Consider the following 16149-nt stretch of genomic DNA (forward strand, 5'->3'; position numbering starts at 1 on the left):
TATCCGCATTAACAATGCAGGAATCACGGTGCAGGAATAGTGAATCGTTTGTGGATATTTTCCAGGTCAGCGAGGATTTCTTCGTCGAGTGTCAGGTTCTGACTGTCGATGTTGATCTTCAGCTGTTCCAGGGTCGTCGCGCCGAGCAGCGTGCTGGCCACGAACGGTTGCTGACGAACAAAGGCCAGCGCCATTTGTGAAGGATCCAGATTGCGTTTCTTCGCCAGAGCCACATATTCGGCAATCGCCGCTTCTGCCTGCGGTGAAGAATAACGGGTGAAGCGGCTGAACAGCGTATTACGCGCATCCGCCGGTTTCGCACCGTTGAGGTATTTGCCGCTCAAGGTACCGAACGCCAGGCTGGAATATGCCAGCAGTTCAACGCCCTCGTGCTGGCTGATTTCTGACAAACCGATTTCAAAACTGCGGTTCAGCAGGCTGTACGGGTTTTGAATCGACACGATGCGGGGCAGATCGTGTTTCTCCGCCAGTTGCAGATAACGCATCACGCCCCACGGGGTTTCGTTAGAAACGCCGATGTAGCGGATTTTACCGGCACGCACCTGTTCATTCAGCGCTTCCAGCGTTTCCAGCAAGGTCACCGGAGACTGTTCTTCAGTGTACTGATAGCTCAGTTTGCCAAAGAAGTTGGTCTGACGCTGCGGCCAGTGCAGTTGGTAAAGATCCAGATAATCTGTGTTCAGACGCTTCAGGCTGGCATCCAGCGCGGCGCGGATATTTTTACGATCCAGCATCTGACCCGGTCGGATCGCGTTGTCATTACCACGGGAAGGGCCGGCGACTTTGCTCGCCAGAACAATCTTCTCACGGTTGCCACGGGCTTTGAGCCAGCTGCCGATATAACTTTCTGTCAGTCCCTGCGTCTCAGGACGCGGAGGAACGGGATACATTTCAGCAGTATCAATCAGATTGATGCCTGCTGAAACGGCGTAATCGAGCTGCTGATGGGCGTCGGCTTCGCTGTTTTGTTCACCAAAAGTCATGGTGCCAAGTCCCAGTAAGCTCACTTCTAAAGAACTGTGGGGTATACGGTGATATTGCATTGCCGGTCTTCCTTTCTATCTGAGAATGTCAGGCTAATGAAAATGCGCCTCAACTGACTATATACAAGGGAATCATCAGGGGGAAGTGGCAGAGAGTGCCGGTAATCTGAGCTGGGAGGGGAAATAATAAAAGAGCCGTTCAAAACCGGCTCTTATCGGACTGGATCAGACTTTACTTAACGCTTCATGACCTGACTGACGTTATCGTTATTGATCTGGCGTTCATTGCCTTGTTCATCGGTATAGCTCAGTAACCCGGTGGACTTATCCAGCTTTGGTTTGCCATCGGTCAGGATCATGTTGCCGTCTTTAGTCGAGATGACGTAATCGCTGGCGCAACCTGCCAGGGTAAAAACCAGCATGGCGGCACCGGTCATCATCAATGTTTTTTTCATCATTATTATCATTCCTTTTATTTACAACAAGAGAGTCAGATTCTAGCGTAGCAAAAGGTTTCAAAAGTGGCAGAAAAGGTGATTAAAATTTTCTAAATGCGGCGATCAAAGCAAAAAATGCCGGGCCAGCAGCGCCGAGGTAAAACGCTTCTTAAGATAGAAACCACGAGGCAACGTCAGGATCGGTTGCCCGAATTCGCCGATGGCTTCGGTCAGCGCTTTACTGTTCGCAGCCTTTGGCCTGATTTGTAAAAACTCGCCATGACGTGCGGTGATGCTTTCTACCTTGCCCAGCACAATCAAATCCATCAGTTCTTCCCAGTCCTGACGCAGTTGTTCATCTTCTTCATGCGAAGGCTGCCACAGCAATGGCGCTCCAATATGCCGCTCTGCCAGCGGGATCTGACGTTCGCCTTCGACCGGTATCCACAACACCCGCGCCAGTTTATGCCGTACATGGCTGCTTTCCCACGTCACACCGCTGTTGCCGGTTAAAGGGGCGACACACACAAAGGTGGTTTCCAGCGGCTTACCACGGGCATCAACCGGAATGGTTTTTAGCTCAATGCCGATGTCAGCGAAATCCTGCTCAGGTTTACTGCCGGCTATTGCGCCAAGATAAACTTCCAGCAACATGCCGACCCATCCTTTCTCCCGTTTAAGGTTTTCCGGAATAGGTAATCCCGCATGCGCCGCCAGTTCGCCAAAAGTGTGACCCGCCAGCGACTGCGCGCGTTGCAGCAGCTCCTGTTCGTGATGGGGCGGTGTGGTCGCAGGTAAAGGAATAGACATAAAAAAAACAACGCTCAATTAAATGATTAATTTTTGTACTGCTTTGTGCAGGCACAATGAATAAAAAGTTATCCCTGTGGAGTAATGAAATAATAGCATGATTTGCCTTAGGTTTTTTTCCGCTTTCTGGCCTCTTTTATTCACATTTGATTAGGTTGATCACCTGTTGAAGGCGACAATAAACAGGATCTTCCCCCTACTTATCCACAGATTTCTTGGATAACCCTGTCTTTTACCGATCACTGGTTCGATTTACAGGCTTGACGGAAGGGGTTTTATCCAATTTTTGCTCTGATGACGTCAACTTTTAAACGATCGCTGTGGATAAAAACGACATTGGTGGATCTTTCGCCAGGTTACTGTGCGGTGTGAGATAACTCTCATTTTTAACCGTGGGATAACTTCAGTTATTGCCTGTAATGATATGTTTTATAATTGTTTTATGACGGCTCATTTTTCTCATGAAAATAAGTTCAGCAGAGTTTTACCCCGCTTACTCTTAAGTTCTTCACATATCTATCCACAGAAAAAGTGAATAAAATGGCGGGTCATTTTCAAAATCTGTTTATAACTTCGAGGTTAACTGTGAGTTATCCCATTTTTATTCATGCTCATCGGCATTAACCAGTGGTTTACCGCCTGTTGGTAGTATGAAACAATCAGAACATCTATGATTTTAAGCTATTGAGGTAGTCCGGTGATCGATGATGATGGCTACCGCCCGAATGTTGGTATCGTAATCTGTGACAAGCAGGGTCAGGTATTGTGGGCCAGACGATATGGTCAGCACTCCTGGCAGTTTCCGCAGGGGGGCATAAACCCCGGTGAAACTGCTGAGCAGGCCATGTACCGCGAGCTGTTTGAGGAAGTGGGGCTTGGCCGTAAAGATGTACGTATTCTGGCTTCAACCCGTAACTGGTTACGTTATAAATTACCTAAACGTTTGGTGCGTTGGGACACAAAGCCGGTTTGTATCGGCCAAAAGCAAAAATGGTTCTTGCTGCAACTGATGTGTAACGATGCTGATATCAATATGCAGCGCAGCAGTACGCCTGAATTTGATGGCTGGCGTTGGGTGAGTTTCTGGTATCCGGTTCGTCAGGTGGTTTCTTTTAAACGCGATGTTTACCGTCGCGTTATGAAAGAGTTTTCCACCACGATTATGCCGATGCAGGAAGTTTCCCTTCCCAGGACATCGCCCGCTTATCGTCGTAAAAGAGGCTAAGTCACGAAGAGATGCTCACGCGTTTGCGAGAAATTGTTGAAAAGGTAGCAATGGCGTCCAGCCTCAATGATGCGCTGGATGTACTGGTCAACGAAACCTGCCTGGCGATGGACACCGAAGTGTGTTCCGTCTATCTCGCTGACAATGACCGCCGTTGTTATTACCTGATGGCGACGCGAGGTTTGAAGAAACCTCGCGGGCGGACTATTACTCTGGCATTTGATCAGGGGATTGTCGGTCTGGTAGGGCGTCTTGCCGAACCTATTAACCTTGCTGATGCGCAGAGCCATCCCAGCTTTAAATATATTCCTGCCGTAAAAGAAGATCTTTTCCGATCCTTTTTAGGTGTGCCGATCATTCACCGTCGTCAGTTGCTTGGCGTGCTGGTTATCCAGCAACGCGAACACCGTCAGTTCGATGAAAGTGAAGAGTCATTTTTGGTCACGCTGGCGACGCAGCTGGCCGCGATCCTTTCTCAGGCACAGCTTAATGTGCTTTACGGACGCTTTCGTCAGACCCGTGTCCGCGCGCTTGCCGCTTCGCCGGGTGTGGCCATCGGTATCGGCTGGCAGGACAGCTCGCAGCCTTCGCTTGAGCATGTTTATATGGCGTCCACGCTCGATACGGTGCGTGAACGCGAACGTCTGACCCGCGCACTGGAAGATGCCGGTGCCGAATTTCGCCGTTTCAGCAAACGCTTTACTGCCAGTGCGCAGAAAGAAAGCGCCGCGATTTTTGATCTCTATTCTCACCTGCTTAACGATGCACGCCTCAAACGCGAATTGTTCGCCCAGATTGATCAGGGTGCAGTTGCGGAATGGGCGGTCAAAAAGGTGGTTGAAGAGTTTGCCGCTCAGTTTGCCAGTTTGCAGGATACTTACCTGCGTGAACGCGGCAGCGATTTACGTGCGCTGGGCCAGCGACTGGTTTTCCATCTCGACGACACGATTCAGGGTAATACCCAGTGGCCTGAGCGTTTTATTCTGGTCGCCGATGAGCTGACCGCCACGTTGCTGGCCGAAGTGCCGCAAGACCGGCTGGCCGGTGTCGTGGTTCGCGACGGTGCGGCCAACTCTCATGCGGCGATTCTGGTGCGGGCAATGGGCGTGCCAACCATCATGGGCGCTGATATCCAGCCTGCACTGTTGAGCCAGCGACAACTGATTGTTGATGGTTATCGTGGCGAGCTACTGATTGACCCCGAGCCCGTGCTGGTCACGGAGTACAAGCGCCTGATCAGTGAAGAAATGGAGCTGAGCCAGAAAGCTGAAGACGACGTTGAGCAACCCGCTGCGCTGAAAAGTGGCGAACGGGTTAAAGTGATGCTCAATGCCGGTCTGAGTGCCGATCACGAAAAACTGTTCGGCAGCCGCGTTGATGGTGTCGGGCTGTACCGCACTGAAATACCGTTCATGTTGCAAAGCGGCTTCCCTTCTGAAGAAGAACAGGTCGCACAGTATCAGGGGATGTTGCAGCTGTTTCCGCAAAAGCCGGTAACCCTGCGCACGCTGGATATCGGTTCTGATAAACAGCTTCCGTATATGCCGATCAGCGAGGAAAACCCTTGTCTGGGCTGGCGTGGTATTCGTATTACCCTCGATCAGCCGGAAATTTTCCTCATTCAGGTACGGGCAATGCTGCGTGCCAATGCGGCGACCGGTAATCTCGGCATTCTTCTGCCAATGGTGACCAGTCTAGAAGAGATTGACGAGGCGCGTCGTTTAATCGATCGTGCCGGACGTGAAGTGGAGGAACAACTCGGTTACGAACTTCCACGCACACGTCTTGGCGTCATGATTGAAGTGCCTTCCATGGTCTTTATGCTGCCTGCGCTGGCCGGAAGGGTTGAGTTTATTTCGGTCGGCACCAACGATTTAACGCAGTATCTGCTGGCGGTTGACCGCAACAATACCCGCGTGGCCGGGCTCTATGACAGCCTGCATCCGGCTATGCTGCGCGTGCTCAGGCAGATTATTACCAGTGCAGAAGTCGCAGGACTGGACGTCAGTTTGTGTGGCGAAATGGCAGGCGATCCGATGGGCGCATTGCTGCTCACCGGCATGGGGTTCCGTAATCTCAGCATGAACGGACGCAGTGTCGCCCGCGTAAAATACCTGCTTCGCCGCATTGATTTAGCCGATGCACAAGAGCTTGCCGGACGGGTTTTACAGGCGCAATTCACGACGGACGTGCGTCATATGACCGCTGCATTTATGGAAAGACGCGGACTGGGTGGCCTTATCCGCGGTGGTAAATAAGCGCCGTACGCCAGTTTTTGCACCGCCTTATTCTCATCCCGATCGCACTCTGGCGCGGGATGAGATGATTTTTTACAGAACTTTTCCAGCGGCTTAGCCCCGGAAAACCTTCCGGCTATGCTACTATTCGCTCCCTGCTGGCCCCTGACCGGGCAATAATGATAAACAATTTGTGGTGATAGATGAGCAACAGCTATCTGGCGTTTCCCCAGTTTGATCCGGTGATTTTCTCAATCGGACCGGTATCTCTTCACTGGTACGGACTGATGTATCTGGTCGGTTTTGTCTTCGCAATGTGGCTGGCGGTACGCCGTGCTAACAAGCCAGGCAGTGGCTGGACCAAAGACGAAGTTGAAAACCTGTTGTACGCGGGTTTCCTCGGTGTCTTCCTCGGTGGTCGTATCGGTTACGTATTCTTCTACAATCTGCCTTTGTTCCTCGAAAACCCACTCTATCTTTTCAAAGTGTGGGACGGCGGCATGTCCTTCCACGGCGGCCTGATTGGCGTAATCGTGGTCATGTTGATTTTTGCCCGTCGCACCAAACGCAACTTTTTCCAGGTTGCCGATTTTATCGCTCCGCTGATCCCGTTTGGTCTGGGGGCGGGCCGTCTTGGTAACTTTATCAATGGCGAGCTCTGGGGCCGCGTGACCACGGATGTGCCATGGGCGATGTTGTTCCCGGGTTCCCGTCAGGAAGATATTGCGATTGCCGCTGCTGACCCGAAATGGCAGCCGTTGCTGAACCAGTACGGTGTGTTGCCGCGCCATCCTTCTCAGCTGTATGAACTGCTGCTCGAAGGTGTTGTACTGTTCATCATCCTGAACGTGTTTATCCGCAAATCACGCCCGATGGGCGCGGTATCAGGCTTGTTCCTGATCGGATATGGCTTATTCCGCATCATCGTGGAACACTTCCGCCAGCCGGATGCACAGCTTGGCCTGTTCGACGGGATCATCAGTATGGGGCAGGTACTGTCCATTCCAATGGTCGTCGTTGGCCTGATTATGATGGTCTGGGCATATCGCCGTCCGCAGAAACAATTGTCGTGAGGTAACATGAAACAGTATCTGGATTTAATGCAGAAAGTGCTCGATGAGGGCACCCCTAAAGCCGACCGTACCGGCACTGGCACGTTGTCGATTTTTGGTCATCAGATGCGTTTCAACTTGCAGGAAGGTTTTCCGCTGGTCACAACCAAACGCTGTCATTTGCGCTCTATCATTCATGAACTCCTGTGGTTCCTGAAAGGCGAGACTAATATCGCGTACCTGCGTGAAAACAATGTCAGCATCTGGGATGAGTGGGCTGACGAAAACGGCGACCTCGGCCCGGTTTATGGCAAGCAATGGCGTGCCTGGGGCGCGGCTGATGGGAAGCAAATCGACCAGCTGGCAAACGTGGTTGAACAGCTGAAGAAAGACCCGGATTCGCGCCGTATTATCGTGTCAGCGTGGAACGTGGGCGAACTTGATCAGATGGCACTGGCACCATGCCATGCTTTCTTCCAGTTCTATGTGGCTGACGGCAAATTGTCCTGCCAGCTGTACCAGCGCTCATGCGATATCTTCCTTGGCTTGCCGTTCAATATCGCCAGCTACGCACTGCTGGTGCATATGATGGCGCAACAATGCGACCTCGAAGTGGGTGATTTTGTCTGGACGGGGGGCGATACGCACCTGTACAGCAACCACATGGAACAGACGCATCTGCAACTGAGCCGTGAACCTCGTGCGTTGCCAAAACTTGTCATCAAGCGCAAACCAGCCTCCTTGTTTGATTACAACTTCGAAGATTTCGAGATTGAAGGGTACGATCCTCACCCGGCAATCAAAGCCCCTGTCGCGATCTGAACCTTCGTTGTCTGCCGCCTGACGCTCCCGTCAGGCGGTCACTTCCCTTTTATCCTGCCTTTCTGCTGCTGCACTTTTTACGCTTTTTTCTCAGTATTCCAACCCCGTTTTAAACCCAAACGTTATTCCTGCGAGACATCACGCAACTTTTTTGCCGTGTGGATTTCGTTGCACCGATAGTTCTCACGACATCCTGGAAAAAAGAATGTTGCCGGTGGTGTTAAAAATTCAAACGCCTATTTTGGCCGCATGAAAACATTTGAGTGGGCAGGAGAAGAGGGAATGTCGCTGATCGAAATGATGGTAGTCGTGGCTCTGATCGCCATGTGTACGTTGTGGGGGATCCACAGCTGGCGCAATTACCAGCAGGCATTAAAGCTTGAGCAATCTGCACAGCAGTTGCGTTTGTATCTGTCCGGGGTACAGGCAGAAGCCAATAATTACAATCGTTCTGCTGTTTTATGGGGCATTGCTGGTGCTGATGGATGCGTGGGAACCGGAACCCGTCCTTCGGATTGTCATCATGCTGCCGGTAAAATATTTGCCACCAGCGAATCCGGTGTGGAGTTACTTGCTGTCAGCGAAAAAATCATGGGTTTTTACGGCCTGCGTAATGCCGCGCTGGCCGGGCATATCACACTGAAAAATTCAGCGGGAAGTGTGCGGATCGTGCTTTCTGTCAGAGGACGGCTTCGTACCTGCAGTGAAACCCAGCCATTGCTGGGCATCGGGTTATGCCAGTGAACATACCCCGCTGTCAGGGATTTACGCTGCCAGAAGTCATGATAGCGATGGGGATTGGCAGCATGCTGATGCTCAGTGCCGCGCAAATCTATCCGCTCATGCGTCAGAGAAGTCAGAGCCTGGGCCGCCATTATCAGCTCGATCAATTGTTGCGGCAGACTACTTTTGCCATTGGCAAAGATATTCGTCGCGCCGGTTTCTGTAACGGAACCTGTGAGGGGAAATCTGTCATTATCGGCAACGCTGCGGGTGAAGCGGCCAGTTCCTGCATCCTTGTTATCTATGACCTGAACCGTAACGGAAAATGGGATAAGCCTGGTACGGCAGAGTCTGAATACTTTGGTTATCGTTTACGTCAGGGCGGTATTGAGATCCAGCGAGGGGCAGGTGATTGCAGCAGTGCGGGTTGGGAAAATTTCCTCGACCCTGCTGAAGTCAACGTGACCCGGTTTGAGGTGACCGAACTGGCAGCAAGTGGCTCCGGCCGCCTTTATTCTCTGCAACTTGAAGCCAGCTGGAGCAACAATCCTTTGATCCACCGGCAGGTGACCGAAATGATTGCAGGCCACGTTTTATGACAGCAGCAGAAATACACGTTTCGTTCAGGCAGCGGGGGAGTGCGATGATCCTGAGTATTATGGTGATGATGGGGTTAGGATTAATTGCCCTTAACTCGCTGCAACAGCAGCTTTCCGCCGGACTGGCGCTGACGTCCAATCAGCATCGTTATGTCATCGCCTGGGAAAACGCAGCATCAGCATTAGCCTGGGGTCTTCGCCAGTCGTGGAAAGAAAGCAGCGAACCTCTCTGGCAGTGCCGGGATATGGCCGCTGGCATCATCGCTTCAGGCACCGGCAAAGTGTGTATCCGGCCTTCATTGCGCCAGGATATTTTTCTGCTTCGTGGTGAAGGAAGAATGGCAGAAGGCAATGAACCTGTTATGCAATATCAGCAGGTCATTATGAAAAAGCAGGCCAGCGGAGATGTAATTTTTTTACCACTAAAACAGGGATGGCTGGATTTTTGCCCTGAGGCTGATGAGCAGGTCTGCAATGAATAAAAGCTGTTCCGTTCAGCAAGGATTCAGCCTGACGGAGGCTTTGATTGCAATGTTATTGCTGTCAGTTTCGATTCTTGGACTCCTGAATTACTACCAGTCGCTTACCCATGGGTTTATGCAACAGTGGCAGGTTCAGCAGGCGTGGGCGAAAGCGCATTCTCAGCTTGAAGCCTGTTCCGTGACAGGAAAAGGCACAGAGCCTTTTACGGATGGTTGGGAATTTCTGCTTACTGGCCTTTCAGATGCACAATCCTGCACGTTAGTCAGTGCTGCGATTCAAACGCCAGCAAAATATCAGGCAATATTGCAGCGGCTTATATGCAATTTCAGCCCCTGAAACGGTGCCCGTTAGCGGCATAATGAAGGACAAAAATACCCTCAAGCTACTTGCAATGGTGAGCTAACAGCTTAGAGTGGTTTAACAGGGTGATTTTTCCCTAATGGGAACATTTGGCTTTATGGCTAAAACGTGACGGAACACAGGAAGAAAATCCCGATTGGATTTTTTTCACAACTATCCTGTTTCTGCGGGGGCTGAACAGACTCATCTGCTCAAAACAGCTTGTTGAGGTTCATCTGTTGTTGAACCCTGTATTTATTGCCCGTGTGGCACGTTTATTCGATTTAGGGAGTGTGGCAATGTTAAAACAGGTTACCCGTATTTCCGGGTTACTGTTGTTGTTGACCTTTTGGGCCCCTGTTGTTTCAAGTGCAGCCGACTGGCAGCCTTATCCACAAGCTATCAATAAAAGTCAGAACGACCCGCGTCAGTATCAGGCCATAAAACTGGCGAATGATATGACCGTTTTGCTGGTATCTGATCCTCAAGCTCCCAAGTCTCTCGCTGCACTGGCTATTCCTGTCGGATCTCTGGAAGATCCTGATTCTCAATTAGGCCTGGCTCACTACACCGAACACATGTTGCTGATGGGCTCAAAGAAATATCCTCAGCCGGAAAGTCTCTCTGAGTTTCTTAAAAAGCATGGCGGCAGCCATAACGGCAGCACGGCTTCTTACCGCACGGCCTTTTATCTTGAAGTCGAAAATGATGCCCTGCCCGGGGCAGTCGATCGCCTTTCCGATGCCATTGGCGAGCCCTTACTTGATCCTGCCAATGGCGACCGCGAGCGTAACGCTGTCAACGCTGAGCTGACGATGGCCCGTTCCCGTGACGGAATGCGCATGGCGCAGGTTCGCGCAGAGACATTGAATCCTGAGCATCCGGCCGCCCGTTTCGCCGGGGGTAATCTGGATACCCTGAAAGACAAACCCGGCAGCAAGCTGCATGATGAGCTGACGGCTTTTTATCACCGCTATTATTCCGCTAACCTGATGGTCGGTGTGATTTACAGCAATAAGTCTTTGCCGGAACTGGCAGAGCTGGCCTCCAATTCCTTTGGTCAGATAGCCAATCATCACGCGGTGGTTCCGCCGATCACGGTGCCCACTTTAACCGCCGAACAGAAAGGGGAATTCATCCATTTTGTTCCTGCACAGCCCCGCAAAGAATTACGCATTGAATTTGCTATTGATAACAACAGCGCAGATTTTCGCAGTAAAACAGATACCTATATCAGCTATCTGATTGGCAACCGCAGTCCGAATACACTTTCTGACTGGTTACAGAAACAAGGTTATGCCGATGGGATCAGCGCCGGTGCCGATCCGATGGTGAATCGTAATAAGGGTGTCTTCAATATCTCGGTTTCCCTTACGGATAAGGGGCTCGCACAGCAAGACACCGTCATTGCCGCGGTATTCAGTTATCTCAATGAGATGCGCACAAAGGGTATTGATAAGCCCTATTTTGATGAAATTGCACACGTGATGGCGCTGGATTACCGCTATCCGGCATTAACGCGGGATATGGATTACGTTGAATGGCTGGTCGATACCATGCTGCGCGTCCCGGTTGAGCACGTCCTCGATTCGCCTTATCTGACAGATCAATACGATCCTAAAGCCATTGAATCCCGTCTTGATGAGATGACGCCGCAAAATGCGCGCTATTGGATAATCAGCCCAAATGAGCCGCACAATAAAATTGCTTACTTTGTGAATGCGCCCTATGAGGTCGATAAAGTACCGCCTCAGACCTATGAACAATGGAAAACCATCGCGCAACGTATTTCGTTATCACTGCCGGCACTGAATCCTTATATCCCGGAGTCACTCGCGCTGGTGACCAAAGATTCTAAAGCGACCCGGCCTGAACTGCTGGTACAAGATAAAGGTTTGCGGGTGTTCTACATGCCCAGCAGATACTTTGCAGACGAGCCAAAAGCCAATGTGACCGTTTCTTTCCGCAACGATCAGGCGCTCAGCACGGCTAAAAATCAGGTGCTGTATGGCCTGACGGATTATCTGACCGGCGTAGCGTTCGATCAGCTGAGCTATCAGGCGTCCATTGGTGGGATCACTTTCGGGACTTCTCCGGACAATGGCCTGCAATTTACGGCCACAGGTTTTACCGAGTGTTTGCCCGATTTACTGGCGGCGCTGGTAGACAACTATCCGGATTTCAAACCGACTCAGGAACAACTGGATCAGGCGAAATCGTGGTATCTCGAACGCCTGGCTTCAGCGGATAAAGGAAAAGCGTTTGAACTTGCGTTGCAACCTGTTCAACTGCTTTCCCGCGTGCCTTATACCGAGCGCAGCGAACGAGAAAAACTGGTTTCCGCCATCACCCTGGAAGACGTGAACGCTTATCGTGAACAACTGGCGCATCATGCCGCCGTGGAAGTAATGGTTGTCGGTAATATGACGGCCGGTCAGGTTAAAGCCATGTCGCAACAGATCATGCAAAAGCTTGGTTCGCATGGTGACAAATGGTGGCGTGGCGAGCAGGCGCAGGTAACTGAGCCGGTTAAAGCTAATATCCAGCGTGTCGGTACCAGTTCGGACTCCGCGCTGGCTGCCGTTTATGTGCCGACAGGCTACGATGAAGTCCAGAGTATGGGATACAGCGCGCTGCTCGGGCAGATTATTCAGCCCTGGTTCTACAGCCAGCTGCGTACTCAGGAGCAACTGGGATACGCTGTATTTGCTTTCCCTATTCCTGTCGGAAAACAGTGGGGTATCGGTTTCCTGCTGCAAAGTAACAGTAAGCAGCCGGACTATCTGTATCAGCGCTATCTGGCATTTTATCCGCAGGCCGAAAAACGTCTGCGTGAAATGAAAGATGCGGAATTCCTGCAGTACAAGCAGGGACTGGTCAATGAAATGCAGCAGAATCCACAAACCCTGGACGAGGAAGCCGACAGGTTCGGTAATGATTTCAGTCGCGGAAATTCGCAATTTGATACCCGGACGAATGTCATCCGCGTGATTGCCGGTCTGACACAAACCCAGCTGGCGGATTACTTCCGGAAAGCGGTGATCAAGCAGGATGGGCTGGCGATGTTGTCTCAGGTTTCGGGCAATGACAGTAAAACACCGCAATACGCCGCACCGGAAGGCTTTAAAACCTGGCCAGATACGTCGGCATTGCAGAAGACGCTGGAACCCAAATCTGCTGAATGACTTTGCAGGAACCAGCAGAAAATCAAAAAGGACGCTTATGCGTCCTTTTGATTTCTACAATTCACCGTTCAGAACGTAAGGTTACAGCTCAGAAATCAGGATTTTTGAACGGCGCTGATAGTTGTACAGTTCCTGTTTCTGAATCGGCAGCACATCGACCTCTGCCGGTTTAAAACCACGCTCCTGGAACCAGTGAATGCTGCGCGTTGTCAGGACAAACAGCCGGTTTAGCCCCATCATTTTTGCCTGACTGGCAACACGCTGCAGCAGCATCTCACCCCGTGAAGAACTGCGATAATCCGGGTGAACGGCAACGCAGGCCATTTCGCCAATGCCTTCATCATGGAAAGGATAGAGCGCGGCGCAGGCGATGGTCAGATTATCCCGTTCGATAATCGTGAATTTATCGATTTCCATTTCCAGCTGTTCGCGGGAACGGCGCACCAGAATGCCCTGTTGCTCCAGAGGGCGGATCAATTCAAGGATACCGCCGATATCGTTAATCGTGGCGCGGCGAACCTGTTCAGCGCTCTCCATGACGATTTGCGTACCGATGCCATCGCGGGAGAACAACTCCTGAACCAGCGCACCATCTTCCTGATAACTGATCAGGTGGCTGCGACGAACGCCGCTGCGGCAGGCTTTCACCGCACCCCGCAGGAAACGCACCGTACCGGAAAGATAATCGCCACTGGATTCCATCTGATCAATTCGTTCCTGCGCATCATTTGGGAACAATTCGGAAATGATATTACCTTCCTCATTAATGACCCCTTGCGAAGAACAGAAACCGATCATTTTCTCGGCTTTAAGCTTAATTGCCAGCTGCGTCGCGACCTCTTCTGATGTCAGGTTAAAGCTTTCGCCGGTGACGGAAACCGCCACCGGACCGAGCAGCACGATAGCGTTGCTGTCGAGCTGACGATGAATAGCTTCTTCATCAATACGGCGGATACGGCCGCTGTGGCAGTAATCGATACCGTCATCCACACCCAGCGGCTGCGCGATAATAAAGTTGCCGCTCACCACATTGATGTGCGCACCCTGCAGTGGCGTATTATTCAGGCTCATTGAGAGCCGGGCGGTGATATCAAGCTGTAAAAGGCCAGCAGCCTGCTTAACCAGTTCCAGTGAACGGGCGTCGGTGACGCGAATATTTTTATGGTAAATCGGTTCGTAATTGTGCTCAGAAAGGTTTGCATCAATCTGCGGACGGGCGCCATAAACGACCACCAGACGAATGCCTAAGCTATGTAACAGCCCGATATCATTGACAATATTACTGAAGTTCTCATGTTCAATGGCTTCACCTCCGAGCATGACAACGAATGTTTTGCCACGGTGAGCATTGATATAGGGAACTGAGTGGCGAAATCCCTGAACCAGTTCAGTACTACGTTCCTTCACGGCAAAACCTCGTTTGAATTTTTATTCGTAATTTCTGTATTTTTATTCTTTTGGGGCTGTGTGGCAAGTAAGAAATCTCTGTTTTTGAATTAACACTGATTACATACAGGCAACAAATTGATAAATCGAATAAATGTTAAGGAATGACATGCGGGATTCGATTCGCTAGAATTCGCAAAATGATTTTTTTATCACCTGTTTTTTACTTTTAGATACTTTTGAGACTGCATGACTGACGATAATCACAATCCCGGACGACGACGCCTTCTTCAAACCGTAGCTGCCTCCTGGATGCTAAGTGTGAGTAAAGTAGGTTTTGCCGCCAGCTCACAGGTTATCGCGGTACGCATCTGGCCTTCCTCGACGTATACCCGCATCACTCTTGAATCCAGCACTCCCCTAAAATATAAGCAGTTCCTGCTCAGTTCCCCGCCGCGAGTGGTTATTGATATTGAGGGCGTCCACCTGAACAGCGTGCTTAAAGGCATTGGCGAGAAAGTTCAGCAAAGCGACCCTTATATCCGTCAGGCGCGGGTAGGGCAGTTCGATACCAAAACGGTTCGCATGGTGCTGGAACTCAAGCGTGCCATCAGTCCGCATGTCTTTACGCTCAAACCGGTGGCGGAGTTTCATAACCGTCTGGTTGTCGACCTTTATCCGCAAGAAGGGGAAGTCAATGTTCAGGACGATCCTCTGCTGGCATTACTTGAAGATTACAACCGCGGGGATGTCGCAAGAACCTTGCCGCCGGAAACGAAGAAAGACGGGCAGGCGGGGCGAAGCAGGCCACTGGTGATCATGCTTGATCCCGGCCATGGTGGTGAAGACCCCGGGGCTATCGGCAAATACAAAACCCGCGAGAAAGATGTCGTGTTGCAGATTGGCCGCAGATTGCAGAAACTGATCGCGCGTGAACCCAATATGAAAGCACACATGACCCGCAATGAGGACGTATTTATTCCGCTGAAAGTCCGCGTGGCAAAGGCGCGAAAGCTAAGGGCAGATCTCTTTATCTCTATCCATGCGGATGCGTTTACCAGCCGTGCAGCCAAAGGATCGTCGGTATTTGCGTTATCAACGAAAGGCGCCACCAGTTCTGCCGCACGTTTTCTGGCACAAAGCCAGAATGAATCGGATCTGATAGGCGGCGTCAGCAAAAGCGGTGACCGCTATCTCGATCATACGATGTTTGATCTGGTTCAGACGGCGACCATCAGCGACAGCCTGAAATTCGGTAAAGAAGTTTTGACGCGCATGGGCAAAATTAATCATCTGCACAAAAACAAAGTCGATCAGGCAGGATTCGCCGTTCTTAAAGCGCCGGATATACCTTCGATTCTGGTCGAGACTGCCTTTATCAGTAATATCAATGAAGAGAAAAAGCTCCGGACTGCGCATTTTCAGCAGCAGGTAGCGGAGTCCATTCTGGCCGGGATCAAGGCGTATTTTGCTCAGGGTGGGATGTCGGCGAAAGGATGATTCTGGTATGGGGCGGGAAGTTCATTCCCGCATTTCGCCGGAATTCAGATACAAAAAAACACCCGTTAAGGTGTCTGATGTTTTACTGTGCTGCTTGTGTTTAGTAGTTGGTTGCGGGGGCCGGATTTGAACCGACGACCTTCGGGTTATGAGCCCGACGAGCTACCAGGCTGCTCCACCCCGCGTCCGTCACTACTTGGTACTGCTTTACTTCATCACATTATCCGAACTGAGCATCTTCATACTTCAGTCTCGAATTGGTTGCGGGGGCCGGATTTGAACCGACGACCTTCGGGTTATGAGCCCGACGAGCTACCAGGCTGCTCCACCCCGCGTCCGTATACTGC

General features: G+C 51.1%; 14 protein-coding genes and 2 tRNA genes. 10 read left to right on the forward strand and 6 right to left on the reverse strand.

The genetic code is table 11. From position 1 onward, the window contains the following. Positions 1-23: 23 nt before the first annotated feature. The 3 genes from J1778_RS04010 to mutH all read right to left on the reverse strand — a co-directional run bounded on the left by J1778_RS04010 (position 24) and on the right by mutH (position 2251). Positions 24-1064: an NADP(H)-dependent aldo-keto reductase gene (locus tag J1778_RS04010; protein WP_217172100.1), complete on the reverse strand. Its 1041-nt coding sequence runs from the start codon at positions 1062-1064 to the stop codon at positions 24-26. 176 nt (positions 1065-1240) lie between these two features. Beyond that, the gene (locus J1778_RS04015; protein WP_217172144.1) at positions 1241-1459 is read right to left on the reverse strand and encodes a YgdI/YgdR family lipoprotein; all 219 of its coding nucleotides are present in this window, start codon (positions 1457-1459) and stop codon (positions 1241-1243) included. 105 nt (positions 1460-1564) lie between these two features. Continuing rightward, a complete protein-coding gene (mutH, locus tag J1778_RS04020) occupies positions 1565-2251 on the reverse strand; it encodes a DNA mismatch repair endonuclease MutH (RefSeq protein WP_217172101.1) in 687 nt (228 codons plus the stop codon). Between the two features lie 697 nt (positions 2252-2948). Between mutH and rppH the strand changes: the two genes are divergently transcribed. From rppH to ptrA, 9 genes are all read left to right on the forward strand, one after another. Beyond that, positions 2949-3476: an RNA pyrophosphohydrolase gene (gene rppH, locus J1778_RS04025; RefSeq protein ID WP_013574162.1), complete on the forward strand. Its 528-nt coding sequence runs from the start codon at positions 2949-2951 to the stop codon at positions 3474-3476. An 11-nt stretch (positions 3477-3487) separates the two neighbouring features. Continuing rightward, on the forward strand, positions 3488-5734 hold the full coding sequence (gene ptsP / locus J1778_RS04030) for a phosphoenolpyruvate--protein phosphotransferase (RefSeq protein ID WP_217172102.1): 2247 nt from the start codon (positions 3488-3490) through the stop codon (positions 5732-5734). 182 nt (positions 5735-5916) lie between these two features. Beyond that, positions 5917-6786, forward strand: coding sequence for a prolipoprotein diacylglyceryl transferase (lgt, locus tag J1778_RS04035; RefSeq protein WP_217172103.1), 870 nt, complete (start codon positions 5917-5919; stop codon positions 6784-6786). A gap of 6 nt (positions 6787-6792) precedes the next feature. Further along, positions 6793-7587 (forward strand): thymidylate synthase, encoded by a 795-nt coding sequence (gene thyA, locus J1778_RS04040; RefSeq protein ID WP_112288301.1) that lies wholly within the window; start codon positions 6793-6795, stop codon positions 7585-7587. Positions 7588-7836: 249 nt separating this feature from the next. Beyond that, positions 7837-8331: a prepilin peptidase-dependent protein gene (locus tag J1778_RS04045; RefSeq protein ID WP_274388727.1), complete on the forward strand. Its 495-nt coding sequence runs from the start codon at positions 7837-7839 to the stop codon at positions 8329-8331. Then, positions 8322-8909 carry a prepilin peptidase-dependent protein gene (locus J1778_RS04050; RefSeq protein WP_217172105.1) on the forward strand — a complete coding sequence of 196 codons (588 nt, stop codon included), beginning with the start codon at positions 8322-8324 and terminating at the stop codon, positions 8907-8909. The genes J1778_RS04045 and J1778_RS04050 overlap by 10 nt, the downstream gene beginning before the upstream one ends. A gap of 44 nt (positions 8910-8953) precedes the next feature. Then, positions 8954-9391, forward strand: a complete 438-nt coding sequence (locus J1778_RS04055; RefSeq protein WP_217172106.1) for a YgdB family protein — start codon at positions 8954-8956, stop codon at positions 9389-9391. Further along, positions 9384-9728 (forward strand): prepilin-type N-terminal cleavage/methylation domain-containing protein, encoded by a 345-nt coding sequence (locus J1778_RS04060; protein ID WP_217172107.1) that lies wholly within the window; start codon positions 9384-9386, stop codon positions 9726-9728. The genes J1778_RS04055 and J1778_RS04060 overlap by 8 nt, the downstream gene beginning before the upstream one ends. A gap of 302 nt (positions 9729-10030) precedes the next feature. Next, positions 10031-12916, forward strand: a complete 2886-nt coding sequence (ptrA, locus tag J1778_RS04065) for a pitrilysin (RefSeq protein WP_217172108.1) — start codon at positions 10031-10033, stop codon at positions 12914-12916. An 81-nt stretch (positions 12917-12997) separates the two neighbouring features. Here the strand turns inward: ptrA and argA are convergent, their stop codons facing one another. After that, the gene (gene argA / locus J1778_RS04070) at positions 12998-14323 is read right to left on the reverse strand and encodes an amino-acid N-acetyltransferase (RefSeq protein WP_217172109.1); all 1326 of its coding nucleotides are present in this window, start codon (positions 14321-14323) and stop codon (positions 12998-13000) included. Positions 14324-14551: 228 nt separating this feature from the next. Here argA and amiC point away from each other — a divergent pair, with 228 nt between their 5' ends. After that, positions 14552-15802 carry an N-acetylmuramoyl-L-alanine amidase AmiC gene (amiC, locus tag J1778_RS04075; protein ID WP_217172110.1) on the forward strand — a complete coding sequence of 417 codons (1251 nt, stop codon included), beginning with the start codon at positions 14552-14554 and terminating at the stop codon, positions 15800-15802. A gap of 108 nt (positions 15803-15910) precedes the next feature. Here the strand turns inward: amiC and J1778_RS04080 are convergent. Both J1778_RS04080 and J1778_RS04085 read right to left on the reverse strand, forming a co-directional pair. Beyond that, positions 15911-15987: transfer RNA gene (locus J1778_RS04080), tRNA-Met, on the reverse strand. A gap of 73 nt (positions 15988-16060) precedes the next feature. Continuing rightward, positions 16061-16137, reverse strand: a tRNA-Met gene (locus tag J1778_RS04085). Positions 16138-16149 lie beyond the last annotated feature (12 nt).

Origin of the sequence: Rahnella bonaserana (genome assembly GCF_019049675.1) — a bacterium.
GTDB classification, from domain to species: Bacteria; Pseudomonadota; Gammaproteobacteria; order Enterobacterales; family Enterobacteriaceae; genus Rahnella; species Rahnella bonaserana.

Bases quoted from the DNA above. Each gene is read 5' to 3' on its own strand.
- J1778_RS04010 (WP_217172100.1), bottom strand. From the start codon at position 1,064: ATGCAATATCACCGTATACCCCACAGTTCTTTAGAAGTGAGCTTACTG.
- J1778_RS04015 (WP_217172144.1), bottom strand. From the start codon at position 1,459: ATGAAAAAAACATTGATGATGACCGGTGCCGCCATGCTGGTTTTTACC.
- mutH (WP_217172101.1), bottom strand. From the start codon at position 2,251: ATGTCTATTCCTTTACCTGCGACCACACCGCCCCATCACGAACAGGAG.
- ptsP (WP_217172102.1), top strand. From the start codon at position 3,488: ATGCTCACGCGTTTGCGAGAAATTGTTGAAAAGGTAGCAATGGCGTCC.
- lgt (WP_217172103.1), top strand. From the start codon at position 5,917: ATGAGCAACAGCTATCTGGCGTTTCCCCAGTTTGATCCGGTGATTTTC.
- thyA (WP_112288301.1), top strand. From the start codon at position 6,793: ATGAAACAGTATCTGGATTTAATGCAGAAAGTGCTCGATGAGGGCACC.
- J1778_RS04045 (WP_274388727.1), top strand. From the start codon at position 7,837: ATGAAAACATTTGAGTGGGCAGGAGAAGAGGGAATGTCGCTGATCGAA.
- J1778_RS04050 (WP_217172105.1), top strand. From the start codon at position 8,322: ATGCCAGTGAACATACCCCGCTGTCAGGGATTTACGCTGCCAGAAGTC.
- J1778_RS04055 (WP_217172106.1), top strand. From the start codon at position 8,954: ATGATCCTGAGTATTATGGTGATGATGGGGTTAGGATTAATTGCCCTT.
- J1778_RS04060 (WP_217172107.1), top strand. From the start codon at position 9,384: ATGAATAAAAGCTGTTCCGTTCAGCAAGGATTCAGCCTGACGGAGGCT.
- ptrA (WP_217172108.1), top strand. From the start codon at position 10,031: ATGTTAAAACAGGTTACCCGTATTTCCGGGTTACTGTTGTTGTTGACC.
- amiC (WP_217172110.1), top strand. From the start codon at position 14,552: ATGACTGACGATAATCACAATCCCGGACGACGACGCCTTCTTCAAACC.